This window comes from Methanobrevibacter millerae, from assembly GCF_001477655.1.
Classification (GTDB): domain Archaea; phylum Methanobacteriota; class Methanobacteria; order Methanobacteriales; family Methanobacteriaceae; genus Methanocatella; species Methanocatella millerae_A.
In genome coordinates this window covers 2529858-2543538 of record NZ_CP011266.1, presented here as the reverse complement: position 1 = coordinate 2543538, position 13681 = coordinate 2529858, and the positions used below count along the sequence as shown (strand labels likewise).

Sequence of the window (13681 nt, the reverse complement as noted above, 5' to 3'; positions counted from 1 at the left end):
AAAATTTACAAAAAATAGAAAAATTACATAAGTACAATTTCCAGTGTTAATATTTAAACAAGCTATTAAATAAAGTTTTTCATTAAAAAATTATCAAGATGTTATAAAGTTGAGTACAATGTAAAAAATTAAATACATAAATATTATTAATTTTACATAAAAAAGATTAATAAGAACGATTTCATTATAAATTCTAATTAAAAAAGGTTTATTTTTAATATAACATTTAATTAACAATTTTTTATTTTTAAATAAATGGAGTACCATTTCAATTAAAAGAGTAGTATTTCAAATGTAAAATTAAAGCATAATACACACAAAACATCGGCTAATGGTCTAAATGAAAAAGAAATTTGTATAATTATCATGATTTATCATAGAGAGTGAGAGGTGTATTTCAAGTGTATTGCATTTTTTGCAGCGCCGCAAAATCAAGACATGGATTTCAAGTGTAAATAAAAATTTTATTTTTGAAAATTAAGTCTAAATTAAAAAATAAGAAATATTATCGATTTATATTAAATTTAAAGCAAAAAAAATTAAGGTCATTTTCAAGTGTTTTTTCACTTGAAATATACCTCTTCATCCAAAATATACCTTCGTTTGGGTTTCACTTGAAATGCATGTCTGTCTCTCTAGATGAACATTGAATTTTCATTAGATGGTTTGACAGAAGTATCATTAATAGTACCAAAAGTCCTTTCTATTATCCATACACATTGAATTTTTGACTTGAAAACTCTTTTTAATGCATCAAAGAGATTATTTTTACTGATACCATCTTCAAAAATCTGATATGTAATAACATATTGCTGTAATAAATTAGTATTTTGATCGATAGCTAATTGACAATCAACTAAAAATTGATTAATTCCCATATTAACATCTAAAAGAAAATCACTTCTTTGTTTTGGAGTGCTGTTGTTCATCAAGTCTAGATGTTGTGGTGAAACCTGTGTTGCACAAGCAATAAGAATAAAATCTTTACCTTTTGGTTTAACAACATCCATTATATTGTCCTTTGGAAATTCTATAATATAATGAAAATCTGCATTATCATCAAATTTTTTTTCTCTGAATATTCCTTCATCGACTATCCAATTTTTTATTGTTTCTTCTTCAATCATTATATCACTTCGATTACTATAAATAAATAATAAAATATTTATTTTTTTATTATAAATAATATATTATTATGTTAGAAGTTTATCATTTTATTTTAATAACATTAATTTTAAGTTTATTAGTTGATTTAATTTATGGTGAGCTTCCAACAAAAATTCATCCTGTAGTTATTATAGGTAAATTTATCAGTTTTTTTAAAAATATATTTATTAAATATAAAAATAGATTATCTGGATTTTTTACAACACTGTTTACTGTCATTTGCTGTTGTGCTTTGTTAGTAATGATAATGTTGATTTGTTCTATAAATGATAATTTGTTTTTTGTGATATTTTCCATATTTCTGTCATCTACATTTTCAATAAATATGTTGATATCAACTGCAAAAAATATTGAAAATGATTTAAAATATGATATAAACAAAGCAAGACAATCTGTTTCATATTTAGTCAGTCGTGATACAGATAAATTAACTGAAAGTTTTATTGTTTCAGCAACGATAGAAAGCATGACAGAAAATATCACTGATTCTTATATTGCTCCAATATTTTATTTCGCATTAGGTTCTATTATATTCATTATTTTCAATATTAATGATTTTATAATATTATTATTAATTCCATTTATTTATCGGATATCTAATACACTTGATGCAATGCTTGGATATACAACAGATGAACTGATTGACATTGGTTTTTTCCCGGCAAAGTTAGATGATTTCTTAAACTATATTCCATCAAGAATATCTGGTGTATTGGTTATTATTTCAGCTTATTTATTAGGATATAATGGAAAAAATGCATATATAATTATGAAACGTGATGCCAGAAAATGTCCTAGTCCTAATTCCGGTTACACTATGGCTCCAACTGCAGGAGCGCTAGATATACAATTGGTAAAAAAAGATACCTATATTTTAGGTGATGATACATATGAAATTAATGTTTTAGATATTTCAAAGGCAATTAAATTAACGTCTTTAACCATTGCATTATTTACAGTAATTGTATTATTATTAATAACAATAATTTATGTGATAATATGAACGTAGCGATTATATCAGTTTCAAAAAAAGGTTATGAATTATCCATTAAACTAAAAAAATTATTGGATAGTGATTCCACGATAATTAAATGTGATGTTTATCATAAAGATGTTAAAAATACTTTTAATTTGTTATTTTATGAATATGACTCTATAATTGCTATTATGGCTTCTGGCATATTGATAAGAAGCATATCCCACTTGATTAAATCAAAAACTACAGATCCTGCAATATTAAATGTTGATGATAATGGAAATTTTGTTATCAGTATGCTTTCAGGTCATCTCGGCGGAGCAAATAAGTTAACTTTAAAGATTGCTGATCTGATTGATGCAACAGCAGTTATAACAACTTCAACTGATGTGAATAAAAAGTTAGGAATAGATGTTCTTGCTAAAGATTTATATTTATCAATAGATAATACAAAAGAGATATTGCACTTTAATAAATCGATTTTAGATGGAAAAAAAGTTTCTTTTACAGTAAATGCTAATGCAAAAAATGATTATCTGTATGATTATCTGAATAATAATACACTTGAAATGGATGTGTCAATATATTTTTCCAGCAGAATAAAAAATGGTGAAATAGAAGCTGAGTGTGATAATCATAAAATAATTCTAAAACCTAGAAAAATTGTATTTGGCATTGGATGCAGGCGAGGTAAAACATGTAATGAAATAAATAAAGCTGTTAATAAAGTTTTAAATGAATTGAATATTCATAAATCAAGAATAAACATGTTATCATCTGCTGAAATAAAAAAGGATGAATCAGGATTACTGGAATTATCAAAAAGTTTAGATATACCTATCAATTTCGTTGATTTGGATAGGTTAAAGTTATTCAGATCAGAAGATGTTCAAAAGTCGGAATTTGTAATGTCTAAATTTGGTATTTATGGTGTTTGTGAGCCATCTGCATTAATTACTGCAGGCTTTGATTCTAAATTAATATATAAAAAAACAGCTTTTGATGGTGTTACAGTTTCAGTGGCGTTGTCAAAATAAAAAAATAATTATTTAAATTAGATAGCTTCTAATTTAGATAATACTTCCCATATTAAAGTTCTTGCGTGAACAGGGATATTTGGATCGTTACTAATTTCATCTAATTTTCCTAAAACAGTACTTATTCTTACTGATTGATCTTTTTCTTCATCTTTTAAGAGTTTATTAGATTCATTAGCTGCCTCTCTAATATTACGTGGAACACTATTTTCATTCATGATGTATTCTAGTATTTCACATACTTCGTCAATATTTTGATTACTCATAAAACTCCTCCTCACATACTAAATTAAAAATAGTTGTAAAATATTATAAAAATATATGTTAATTCTTATATTAAATAGTTTGTGTTAATTCGAATATTTTTTATAGAAAAATATATATTAAGTTAATAAATAAATCTATATAATATGTCAGATGTAAGCAAAACCACAATAAATTTACCAAGTGATTTAAAAAAAGAACTTAAAATTATGGCTATTCGTGAAGATACTTCATTATCTGGATTAATATTAAAAATGATTAATGAAGGTTACGAAGCTAGAAAAAACAAAAATTCAGATGAAGATATTATATAATATCTTTCACTGAATTTAACATTAATGAAACAAATTGAGTTTTTGCAGATTCTTCAATGAAAACAGCAAGTGATTCAGTTTCTTTTAAATTTTCACCGACACATATCACACCATGATTTTTTAAAATTAATACGTCTTCTTCTTTTATAGCATTAGATGCGCTTAATGCAAGATTTTCAGTACCAGGCTTTTCATATTCTATACTTGCAATGTACGGTTTTTTAATTTGACCAAATCCTTCAAGTCTTTTGATTTTTTTATCACTAAAGGCAAATCCTGTTGCATAAGGTGCATGCGTATGTATGATTGTATTAACATCTGGTCTTTTTTTATAAATTTCTAAATGCATACCAACTTCAGAAGATGGCTTTCCATTACTTAAAGTATTGAAATTGAAGTCAACTAAAACAATATCTTCTTCATCCAGTCCATTTATGGATTTTAAAGTAGGAGTAATAGCGATATAATCGCCAAGTCTAATACTTACATTTCCTGATTTACCTGAAACCAGCTGTTTGTCATAAAGATTATTACATACTTCTATTAATTTTGAAACATCATCATACATTTTATCACTTTAATCAATAAATCTGAAAAGTTTATAGTTACCTTTGTGTATTATAGGAACTTGGGCAGGAGTTGGCTCAATGTTTTTAATTTTTTGATATTCTGTCTGGGTCTGGAAAGTACCTGAGTTAATTAAATGAATTCCATTATATTTTTTATAGGAGTTAATGTGAATGTGTCCTGTATGGAAAATGTCAGGAACATGTTCAATAACCAAGTAGTCTTCCAGTTCAGAAGCCAATGGAGTTCTTTCTCCATAAATAGGAGCTAAATGTCTTTTTCTTAAAAGTTCAACCATCATTTCCTCATTTTTTTCATAGGATAAACCTTTAATGGCCATAGGCAATTCATTGAAACTTTCACCATGGTAAATCAGGACATTAATACCATCAAGAGATACAACAGCAGGATTACTTACAAATTCAACATTATTTAACTGATATAATGATTTTGCATATTCTTCAGGAACGGCTGGCTGAGGCTCTGCAAGCCTTGAAGCATCGTGGTTTCCTGGAGTAATAATTATCTTAATGTCACTTCTGATATTACCCAAAAATCTTGCAGCTTCATCATATTGTTCTCTAATGTCTTTTATTGACAGTTCTTTGTCCTGGTTTGGATAAACACCAATACCGTCAACAATATCTCCTGCAATAATTAAATATTTAATGTCTTCAGCAACTTTTCTTTGCTCTTCATTTCCATATTCACAGTTAATCCAGTCGATGAATTTTTGGAATGCATCTTCCAGAAATGTTAGACTTCCTATGTGAACATCGGATAAGAACACTACTCCAAAATCCATATCCTTTTCCTGAACTCTTAACACGCCAGGATAAATTAACTGATTTGCAATTACAAAGTCACCATCCTTATTTGCAATAACACCCACAACCTCATCTCTAACAAGTTTTTCAGCATCTGCAAATAATTCCTCATTTTTATTTGAAAATAATATAGAAATAGATCCAGTATCATCTTCGAATTCTACAAACTTATGTCCGTTTTTAGTGGATCTGATTTCCTTAACCATTAGAATTAAATTTAATGTGGTCTGACCATCTTCTATATCTGCAACTTTTGTTGTCATCTTCAAGTCTGGCCTTTGCTTTAATATTTTACTTAATTTTTCATATCTTGACTGGAAATAGGTAATTAAGTCGCCTATTTCTCCACTGGTATATGATTTTTTGGAACTGTCCTGCAATACCTCAAAATCATACTCGACGTCAATATTTTCTAAATTTCTTTTAAATTCAATTTTTGCATCTTCAATTTTTTCGGATTCATCTATTTTTATTATTCCTTCGCTTTTAGTGTCTTTTTTATCATCGCTTTTCAGTTCTGACTTTTTTGTAATGGAATCAGGATTTTTATCTGTTTTATTATTTACTTCAGGAGTTGGTTCTGCAGCTTCACTTTTAACATCATCGTCTATGTTTCCTGTAATTTCATCAACAGTTTTACCACTTATTGATATTAAGTCTACAGGCTTGAAATCACTGCTTTTTAATTTAACGATTAAATCTGAAGCAAAATTTAGAGGATTGTCTGATTTCATCACTTTTTCATAAGCATCAGGCGATAAATTAATTCCTTTTTTTGCAAATTTAAGTAAAATATTATTTGTCATATTAGTTAAAATTTTTATTTTCAATGCTTATAAACTTTGAGAAAATGAATAGGTTATATTGTTTGATGAGGTAATTTATTAAAATTTGGTTATTTTTATGGGAAAATTTAAACTTATTAATTAGTTATCTTTATTATAGATTAAAAATAGAATTAATATATTATATAGCAAGATGTGATAATAATGGGAAAAATACTAAGAATATTACTAGTAATTGTATTATTTATAATATTTTTTGAAGTAGGATTATTTAGTTCATATACGATTGTCACAGCTGAAGCTCCAGATGTTAGGGGACTTATTGATATGCAGGTTTCCAAGATATCCAGTGTATTCAGTCCTCAAGCTGTTAATGAGGTGCTAATTAAGGATCCAACTCCAGTCAATTTTACTAATCACAAGGATGTTGCGCTTAAAATGGAGCAGCTGTCGAATGTTGATGGTGTTAATGTTGATTCAATGAATGCATCAACTTATGATGATGCTAAGAAAAGTGATTCAATAAACATTACTATTGAAGCATTAGGTTATGCTGCGCCAAATTCAACTTCAGGACAAATTGTTATAAGTCAAAATCCATCATATAAGGTGATAGTTTCATCTGTTGCTTCATATAAAAATGGTGAATTAGTTGTAGATACAGATAAAATGAAAGTAGATTCAGTATTAAAATTATTTTAAGTGAATTATATGATTAATGTTATAGGAATTGGCCAAAATAGAGAAAATATGACTTTAGGAGCTATAAAAGCTATTGAAGATTCAGATGTAATAATTGGTTATAAAAAATATATTAACCAAATTGAGGACTTAATTGAAGGCAAAGAAATCCTAAAGAAAGGAATGGGCGATGAGATAGCTAGAGCTGAAGTTGCTATTCAAAAAAGTATGGAAGGCCAAACAGTTTCATTAGTTAGTTCAGGAGACCCTGGAGTATTTGGAATGGCTAATGTTTTATATCAAATTATTTCAAAATATGATGATGTTGAAGTGAAAGTTTATCCGGGTGTTTCTGCACTTAATTATACGTCATCTAAATTAGGAGCTCCGTTAAATGATTTTGCAGCTATTAGTTTAAGCAATATTTTAACTCCATTATCTGAAATAGAAAAAAAGTTAAGATTTGCTCTAGAAGCTAATTTAATAGTTGCTATTTATAATCCTATTAGTAAGACTCGTAAAGAACCTTTTAGAAGATTTAAGAAATGTGTTTTAGATATAAAAGGTGAAGATGCTTTAATTGGTATTGTAGATAGTACTTATGAACCAGCAAAAGAATCTATTGTTAAGGTTAAGGATTTAACTGAAGATCTTGTCAATATGTCCTGCACATTAATCGTTGGAAATGATTTAACTTATATTCAAGATTCCAAATTAATAACACCAAGAGGTTATGTAATAAGATCTCCAATCCACGAACTTTCAAGGAATCATTATGAGAAATTTTTAAATGGTGAAATTAGCCATGGTCCTAATCGTGAATGCGAATATTATCCATGTCATTGGGATGGACAGTATTGTGATTTCTGTTATTGTCCGTTTTACCCGTGCGGTGATTCATCAACTGGTGGGGAATGGATAAAGGGTAAAAATGTATGGAACTGTAAAGATTGCCATTGGCCTCATCAAAAAGATGCTGTAAATTGTATCAGAGGACCTTTAGAAGAAATTTTAGAAGAAGTGGATGATTTAAAGAAAAAGAAAAAAACTTTATTAAAATTAAGAAGAGCATGTTTATTAAATAATAATCCAAGAGATTTATAGAGGGAATTTTATGTCGATTAAAAATCTTTTAATTGAAATGAAAAATATGTCCGAGTTAATGGTAGACTTGGCCTATTCAGCAGTTTTATTTAATAGTGTTGATGCTGCTGAAGAAGTATTAACTTTAGAAAATAGGGTTAATGCGATGAATTATGAAATTAAAAAGGAATCATTGGTAGCAGCAAGAACATATGAAGATGCCGAAAGATTAACAGCACTTTTAGAAATTGCTGAAGCTGCTGAAAGTATGGCAAATGCTGCAAAAGATTTAGCAGATTTAGTTATTAAAGGCATTAAACCACATCCTGTATTTAAGATAGTTATGGAAGAATCTGACAAAATGATGGTAAGATTAGGTGTAGTGGAAGAGTCAGATTTATCTAATAAAACTTTGGGAGAATTATTTTTAGCTAATCGTACAGGAATGCGTGTAATCGCAATTAGAAGAGGAGAATCATGGATTTATGGACCGGATAAAAATACAATGATTCTTGCAAATGATATTTTATTATTAAAAGGAACTGACGAAGGTGCGGAACTGTTAAGAAAATTGGCATCTGCAGCTTGTTCATTGGAAGATATTCCAGAAGAATTAGAAGATGAAGATTAATACTTTAAGAAGTGATAATATGACAATGGGTAGTGATATGCATGAAAACAAAAAAGAAGAAGATTCGCAGTTCACTATCTACATTTCCAGCATTCTTTAAAGAGCATGATTCTATTATCAAAGAAAGTTTTATCGCCCTATTGATTTGTGCATTAGGAGATTTGTTTGCTGGACTTATTTTAGGAAACATGACCTTTTTCCTTGAAACTTTTCCAGGTTTAATAGTTATTATTCCTGGGGCTATTGGTATGAGAGGAAATATTTTTGGTTCTTTAGCATCCAGACTATCAACTAATTTGCATATTGGTATGATATCTCCAAAATTCGAATTTTCCAAGGAATTGAATGATAATATCGTTTCATCTTTTGCTTTAACATTATTTTTATCCTTATTTTTAGCTATTATAGCCAAGTTATTCTGTATATTATTTAATTATGATTCCATTTCATTAATGGATTTCATATTGATTTCATGTATTGCGGCGATTATATCAAATTTAATAATGCTTCCATTCACAATGTTTATTTCATTTAGGAGTTTTAGTCATGGCTGGGATCCTGATAATGTAACAACACCCATTATTGCTGCTGTTGGAGATTTGTTTACTTTACCAGCTATTATTGCATCTGTATTTATTTTAACATTTTTTAATCAAAGTTTCCTGATTAAAAATATTGCTTTTATAATAATAATCATTTTAATTATTATTTCATGTATCTATGTTATTAAGAGGTCTGAAGAATCTAAAAAGATTTTTTCACAGTCAGCTCCTGTTTTACTTGTAAGTTCATTCCTGGGTGTTTCAGCAGGAGGAATATTAAACAGTTCTATAGAAACATTGCTTACAAATCACAGTTTACTTACATTGTTACCTTTATTCTCCGGAGTAAGTGGAAGCCTAATCAGCATATTGAGTGCTAGACTTTCATCAGGTCTTCACTATGGTTTAATTGAACCATTAAAAAGACCTGCTGGTGAAAGTATTCATAATTTCTTAATTTGTTATATCTTGGCAGTTGTCATGTTTCCTCTAATCGGATTCATTGCAGAAGATTCAACACAAATTTTAGGATTAATTGGAGTCGGTTTTGCAAATATAATTCTAATTTCCCTGATTGCAGGTTTAATATTACTTACATTAATGATATTTGTTGTTTATTTCATTTCAATCACCTCATATAATAGGGATTTAGACCCAGATAATATTGTAATTCCTATTTCAACTAGTTTAACAGATATGATTTCTAGCCTTACATTGATTTCCGTTTCACTTTTAATTCTAGGTGCGTTAATTTAGTCCCAAACTTTCAATATGAATTCGCATGTTTGTGTTGTAAAATAATTGTAATCTAGCTTATTTTTATCAAAATCCTTTGGAACTGCAACTAAAACAGATTTTGCGTCTTTTTTATCTAAATGAATAAATATTATTGAAGTTGATTCATTTGCTTCAAACATCTCACTTAATTCGTTGTTTAAATAGATTTTTGTTTTTGTAATTTTATTGGCATCATGACTTTTGAAATGGGTGTTGTCTATATAATAGTCATATTCCAAGTTTTCACTTTCATTAAACAGTAGATAATAATCCATCTTTTTTAAATTTCCCTTAAAGATTTTGAAGTAGCTGCAGCTGTAATCTTTTTGATTATGGTTGTGATTACATTTACTATCCTGTTGGAAATCACAAACCGTATATTTTTTGAAAAAATCGCATTTTACAACTCTATTGACACTATAAACTTTATTACTTTCAATATCATTTGACCCAATTTTTACACTTGAAATTGATGTCTCATATGGTTTCAGTTCCATGGATGATGAAAATTTATTATCAAAAATTTTTCTTTTTACTAACTTATCGTAATCTCTACCAAGTTCCAATAATTTAAAGTATGAAACGCTATTTGGAATTACTTTTTCATCTACATTAATTATTGCTAGACCAACTCTTTTAGGTTTAAAGTCTTCCCAATTTATTGGAGTTCCAGGATCATTTATTAATGTATCGACTACTTCATTAATCGTTTTTTCAATATTGCTGTTTTCTACATTCTTTGAAATTTTTTCTTGTGAAATTTCAGATGCTAGTGAAGTGATACCTAAAATCAATAATATGACTATTCCCACCACTACTATTTCAAGTGTAAAATTTCCTTTGTTATCCATCTTCATGCACCAGCCCATATTTTTTAGCATGTGATGAATCCAAAATCAAGCTATTGATGTCATATTTGTTTAATTTTTCTCCTGTGTATCTGTCATGAAATACAACATGGTCTGAGCAGGATACACTCTCGTTAGTTAGTGGGGTGTGTGTCTGTATAAAAACTTCCATTCCATAGTGTGGACAAACGCCTTTTCCGTCTAATCTGCATAAGTAGCAGCTACCGTCTGCACTTTCATGGAAATATCCTTGTTTTAAACATTCTTTTAATGTATTTCCATCTCCATGATGAATATAAGGATCATACGGACATTTTTTTATAAATAAAGGGGATGTTGCCAGAATATATGATTCATATGAGTCTACATTATGCAATCTCAGATACTGTGCCAATGCTTGAAAATAATGAATTTTTTTCCCGTCATTGTTGATATTATTGTAAATTTTAGGTAATTTTGCATATGGCAGAGGATCTTTCAATCCTTCAATTGAAGAGTTGCTTTCTAAAATCCCATCGAATTGATTAGTATCTTTATCAGCCTTTATCCGTACTTTAAATAGTACTTTCCATGGACTGTCAGTACTTTCTACAGATAGAACTTCTGACCTTATATTTATCCCATATTTTTCTTTATATTCTTTATTTACCTCTTTTAATTTATTGTTTAATATTTTTTTAATGTCTTTTCTGCTGTCATGAATAATGTGTGCATGATACAGTTTTTCAGTTTCTTCAGCTATTGAATCTCGGCCAAGCTGTTCCAAATTATTATTGTAGTCTTTAATGATGTATTTGAAATTATCATTTGAAATGGAATTGATATTTTCATTTTCCATATAGTTTATACTGTTAACAATAAAAATAACAATCAACATTATTGAAACAATTAAAATAACTGTAGTTCCTGTAATAATATTTCCTTTGTTGTCTATTTTAGAATACATGGAATAAAATTAGAATAATATTTTTAATATTAATTGTTGAAGTGCGACTGTGTGTTTTTTTTAATCTTTTATAAATAGAAATTTATAAGTTAATTTTTTATATTATATCGATTAAATGTAGTAATAATTAAAAAATATTTGGAGGATACCATGTCAGATACTGTTAGAATGTGGCGTCATATACAACAAAGATATAGTCTTGTTGGTTCAAAATGTAATGAGTGCGGAGATGTATTTTTCCCTTCTCGTGTTGTTTGTCCAAATTGTAGAAGAAAAGGAAAATTAGAGCCTTTCCAATTTTCAGGTAAAGGAAAAATATATACTTATTCTGTTATTAGATCACCTCCTGATGATTTCAAAAAAATGGCACCTTATGCCGTTGCAGTAATTGAATTGGATGAAGGTGCTAAGTTGACTTCACAATTAGTGGATTGTGACGTTGATGATATTGAAATTGGTGATTCTGTAGAAATGGTCTTTAGAAGAATTTCTGAAGATGGTCCTGATGGTGTAATTTCTTACGGATTTAAATTTAAACCAGTTAAATAGGCTATTTTTTTGGAAAGTAATACTTTCCTTATATTTTTTCTACTTTTTTTAATAATTACTTTTAAATAATACTTTTTTTAATAATATTATTATGTCAAATAATTTTGGAGTATTACTTATTAGTCATGGAAGTAGTTTACCTTATGGTGAAGTAACTTTTAATGATATTAAAGATAAATTTATTAAAAAAACTGATTTTCCAACAGAAGTTGGATATATGAAAGTATCTGAGCCGAGTATTGCGGGTGCAGTTGAAAATTTAAAAAATGAAGTTGAAGATTTAAATAAGATTATAGCACTTCCTGTTTTTTTAGCTCCTGGAATTCATACCAATATTGATATTCCTATTCTTTTGGGATTGGACCCATTAGAAGAAGATCCTAGATGTCCTGATGGAAATTACCCTGATGAACATTATTTATCAATTGCTGATGATGTTGATTTTGACGGAGAAATAGAACTATTATCAGCTATTGGCCCAGATGATGATTTGCTGAAGTTTATTGATAAAAGAATTGATGAAGTATTAAAAGAATCTGAATTGGATGAGGATGCTAAAACTGGAATTTTACTAGTCTCTCATGGAAGTAGACTAAAATATAACAAAGAGTTTATTTCCACATTATTCACTAAATTTGAAAAAACAACAGATTATCCTTGTAATTTTGGGTTCATGGAATTAGCTGAGCCTAGCATTCCAGATGCAATTGATGTTTTACTTAGTAAAAATGATGTTGATAGATTAATAGTTGTGCCTGTTTTCATAGCTCCGGGTGTTCATACAACAAATGACATTCCAACTATTTTAGGTTTAAAAGAGGGTCATTCCCATCATCACCATCATGACCATGATCACGGACATCATCATGAGCATCATCACCATCATGACTTAACAACTATAAATTTCGATGGTGAAATATTGTATCCTGAGCCAATTAAGGCCGATGATATTTTAATAGATATTTTAATTAAAAAAGTTAATAATTCTTTATAAATTATTAACTACCACTTTTTCATTGATTAAACAAACTTTAAATATTTTTAATTATAAAATAGTAGTAATAAAAAATGAGTTGTTATTATGATTGATGAAAAAACTGGTATTTTACTTTTAAGCCATGGAAGCAGATTAGATGATGGTGAAGAAGTAATTAAAGCTTACACTGATATGTATAGAGAAGAATTCCCAAATGTAGCAGTTGAATATGGATTTATGGAAATTAGAAAACCGGGAATTCCTGAAACTATTAATAAATTAACTAAAGAAAACGATTTAGAAAGAATTATTGTAGTTCCTGTATTTGTCGCTCATGGATTACATACAAAAAGGGATATTCCAGGATTGCTTGGAATTGAAAGTGATTTTAAGGAAGAAGATGCACACGGTCATCATCATCATCATCACCATCACGGCCACGACCATGGACATGGTCACGGACATCATCATCACCATCATCATGATGAAGAGGAAAGTTTTGAGTTTGATGGTGAAATAATCTTAACAGACCCTCTTGGTATTGATACAAGGTTATATGATATCATAAAGGATAGAATTTCAGAACATTTATAATGTTCTCTTTTTTTGTTTTTTTTTCAATTTAAATACCCATATAGAAAAAAATTAAATATTTAAGAATAATTTTAATTAAATAATTGTTTTTAACGGGATATTTAATGGGTTCAATCG

At 28.4% G+C, this 13681-nt stretch carries 16 protein-coding genes; 10 read left to right on the top strand and 6 right to left on the bottom strand.

Features of this window, described 5'->3' with window-relative positions:
- Positions 1-635 precede the first annotated feature (635 nt).
- Complete coding sequence (locus SM9_RS11495; RefSeq protein WP_058740274.1) at positions 636-1127, bottom strand: DUF2299 domain-containing protein; 492 nt, start codon at positions 1125-1127, stop codon at positions 636-638.
- A 68-nt stretch (positions 1128-1195) separates the two neighbouring features.
- On the opposite strand from SM9_RS11495, the gene SM9_RS11490 reads away from it, so the two are divergent.
- Both SM9_RS11490 and SM9_RS11485 read left to right on the top strand, forming a co-directional pair.
- Entirely contained in the window at positions 1196-2170 is a 975-nt protein-coding gene (locus SM9_RS11490; RefSeq protein WP_083495911.1) for a cobalamin biosynthesis protein, read from the top strand.
- Entirely contained in the window at positions 2167-3180 is a 1014-nt protein-coding gene (locus tag SM9_RS11485; protein WP_058740273.1) for a cobalt-precorrin 5A hydrolase, read from the top strand. Before SM9_RS11490 ends, SM9_RS11485 begins: the two co-directional genes overlap by 4 nt.
- Positions 3181-3197: 17 nt before the next feature.
- On the opposite strand, the gene SM9_RS11480 is transcribed toward SM9_RS11485, so the two are convergent.
- Positions 3198-3446, bottom strand: a complete 249-nt coding sequence (locus SM9_RS11480) for a UPF0147 family protein (protein WP_058740272.1) — start codon at positions 3444-3446, stop codon at positions 3198-3200.
- 144 nt (positions 3447-3590) lie between these two features.
- On the opposite strand from SM9_RS11480, the gene SM9_RS11475 reads away from it, so the two are divergent.
- On the top strand, positions 3591-3758 hold the full coding sequence (locus tag SM9_RS11475; RefSeq protein WP_058740271.1) for a hypothetical protein: 168 nt from the start codon (positions 3591-3593) through the stop codon (positions 3756-3758).
- On the opposite strand, the gene SM9_RS11470 is transcribed toward SM9_RS11475, so the two are convergent.
- On the bottom strand, positions 3751-4326 hold the full coding sequence (locus SM9_RS11470; RefSeq protein WP_058740270.1) for a class II aldolase/adducin family protein: 576 nt from the start codon (positions 4324-4326) through the stop codon (positions 3751-3753). The two genes, SM9_RS11475 and SM9_RS11470, sit on opposite strands and share 8 nt — an antisense overlap.
- A 9-nt stretch (positions 4327-4335) precedes the next feature.
- The gene (locus tag SM9_RS11465) at positions 4336-5958 is read right to left on the bottom strand and encodes a DNA-directed DNA polymerase II small subunit (RefSeq protein WP_058740269.1); all 1623 of its coding nucleotides are present in this window, start codon (positions 5956-5958) and stop codon (positions 4336-4338) included.
- Positions 5959-6141: 183 nt separating this feature from the next.
- Here SM9_RS11465 and SM9_RS11460 point away from each other — a divergent pair, with 183 nt between their 5' ends.
- Genes SM9_RS11460 through SM9_RS11445 form a run of 4 tightly spaced genes read left to right on the top strand, consistent with a single transcriptional unit; the run spans position 6142 to position 9630 of the window.
- Positions 6142-6639 (top strand): hypothetical protein, encoded by a 498-nt coding sequence (locus tag SM9_RS11460; RefSeq protein ID WP_058740268.1) that lies wholly within the window; start codon positions 6142-6144, stop codon positions 6637-6639.
- 9 nt (positions 6640-6648) lie between these two features.
- Positions 6649-7722 (top strand): precorrin-3B C(17)-methyltransferase, encoded by a 1074-nt coding sequence (gene cobJ, locus SM9_RS11455; protein WP_058740267.1) that lies wholly within the window; start codon positions 6649-6651, stop codon positions 7720-7722.
- Between the two features lie 10 nt (positions 7723-7732).
- Positions 7733-8332: a potassium channel family protein gene (locus SM9_RS11450; protein ID WP_058740266.1), complete on the top strand. Its 600-nt coding sequence runs from the start codon at positions 7733-7735 to the stop codon at positions 8330-8332.
- A gap of 41 nt (positions 8333-8373) precedes the next feature.
- Positions 8374-9630, top strand: coding sequence for a magnesium transporter (locus SM9_RS11445; RefSeq protein ID WP_058740265.1), 1257 nt, complete (start codon positions 8374-8376; stop codon positions 9628-9630).
- On the opposite strand, the gene SM9_RS11440 is transcribed toward SM9_RS11445, so the two are convergent.
- Both SM9_RS11440 and SM9_RS11435 read right to left on the bottom strand, forming a co-directional pair.
- Positions 9627-10502, bottom strand: coding sequence for a hypothetical protein (locus SM9_RS11440; protein WP_058740264.1), 876 nt, complete (start codon positions 10500-10502; stop codon positions 9627-9629). The two genes, SM9_RS11445 and SM9_RS11440, sit on opposite strands and share 4 nt — an antisense overlap.
- On the bottom strand, positions 10495-11445 hold the full coding sequence (locus tag SM9_RS11435) for a hypothetical protein (RefSeq protein WP_058740263.1): 951 nt from the start codon (positions 11443-11445) through the stop codon (positions 10495-10497). The genes SM9_RS11440 and SM9_RS11435 overlap by 8 nt, the downstream gene beginning before the upstream one ends.
- Positions 11446-11595: 150 nt before the next feature.
- On the opposite strand from SM9_RS11435, the gene SM9_RS11430 reads away from it, so the two are divergent.
- The 3 genes from SM9_RS11430 (at position 11596) to cfbA (SM9_RS11420) (ending at position 13564) form a co-directional block, all read left to right on the top strand.
- Positions 11596-11994: a Zn-ribbon domain-containing OB-fold protein gene (locus tag SM9_RS11430; protein ID WP_058740262.1), complete on the top strand. Its 399-nt coding sequence runs from the start codon at positions 11596-11598 to the stop codon at positions 11992-11994.
- A 91-nt stretch (positions 11995-12085) separates the two neighbouring features.
- Positions 12086-12988, top strand: coding sequence for a sirohydrochlorin nickelochelatase (gene cfbA, locus SM9_RS11425; RefSeq protein ID WP_058740261.1), 903 nt, complete (start codon positions 12086-12088; stop codon positions 12986-12988).
- 87 nt (positions 12989-13075) lie between these two features.
- Complete coding sequence (gene cfbA, locus SM9_RS11420) at positions 13076-13564, top strand: sirohydrochlorin nickelochelatase (protein ID WP_058740260.1); 489 nt, start codon at positions 13076-13078, stop codon at positions 13562-13564.
- Positions 13565-13681 lie beyond the last annotated feature (117 nt).

Bases quoted from the DNA above. Each gene is read 5' to 3' on its own strand.
- SM9_RS11495 (WP_058740274.1), bottom strand. From the start codon at position 1,127: ATGATTGAAGAAGAAACAATAAAAAATTGGATAGTCGATGAAGGAATA.
- SM9_RS11490 (WP_083495911.1), top strand. From the start codon at position 1,196: ATGTTAGAAGTTTATCATTTTATTTTAATAACATTAATTTTAAGTTTA.
- SM9_RS11485 (WP_058740273.1), top strand. From the start codon at position 2,167: ATGAACGTAGCGATTATATCAGTTTCAAAAAAAGGTTATGAATTATCC.
- SM9_RS11480 (WP_058740272.1), bottom strand. From the start codon at position 3,446: ATGAGTAATCAAAATATTGACGAAGTATGTGAAATACTAGAATACATC.
- SM9_RS11475 (WP_058740271.1), top strand. From the start codon at position 3,591: ATGTCAGATGTAAGCAAAACCACAATAAATTTACCAAGTGATTTAAAA.
- SM9_RS11470 (WP_058740270.1), bottom strand. From the start codon at position 4,326: ATGTATGATGATGTTTCAAAATTAATAGAAGTATGTAATAATCTTTAT.
- SM9_RS11465 (WP_058740269.1), bottom strand. From the start codon at position 5,958: ATGACAAATAATATTTTACTTAAATTTGCAAAAAAAGGAATTAATTTA.
- SM9_RS11460 (WP_058740268.1), top strand. From the start codon at position 6,142: ATGGGAAAAATACTAAGAATATTACTAGTAATTGTATTATTTATAATA.
- cobJ (WP_058740267.1), top strand. From the start codon at position 6,649: ATGATTAATGTTATAGGAATTGGCCAAAATAGAGAAAATATGACTTTA.
- SM9_RS11450 (WP_058740266.1), top strand. From the start codon at position 7,733: ATGTCGATTAAAAATCTTTTAATTGAAATGAAAAATATGTCCGAGTTA.
- SM9_RS11445 (WP_058740265.1), top strand. From the start codon at position 8,374: ATGAAAACAAAAAAGAAGAAGATTCGCAGTTCACTATCTACATTTCCA.
- SM9_RS11440 (WP_058740264.1), bottom strand. From the start codon at position 10,502: ATGGATAACAAAGGAAATTTTACACTTGAAATAGTAGTGGTGGGAATA.
- SM9_RS11435 (WP_058740263.1), bottom strand. From the start codon at position 11,445: ATGTATTCTAAAATAGACAACAAAGGAAATATTATTACAGGAACTACA.
- SM9_RS11430 (WP_058740262.1), top strand. From the start codon at position 11,596: ATGTCAGATACTGTTAGAATGTGGCGTCATATACAACAAAGATATAGT.
- cfbA (WP_058740261.1), top strand. From the start codon at position 12,086: ATGTCAAATAATTTTGGAGTATTACTTATTAGTCATGGAAGTAGTTTA.
- cfbA (WP_058740260.1), top strand. From the start codon at position 13,076: ATGATTGATGAAAAAACTGGTATTTTACTTTTAAGCCATGGAAGCAGA.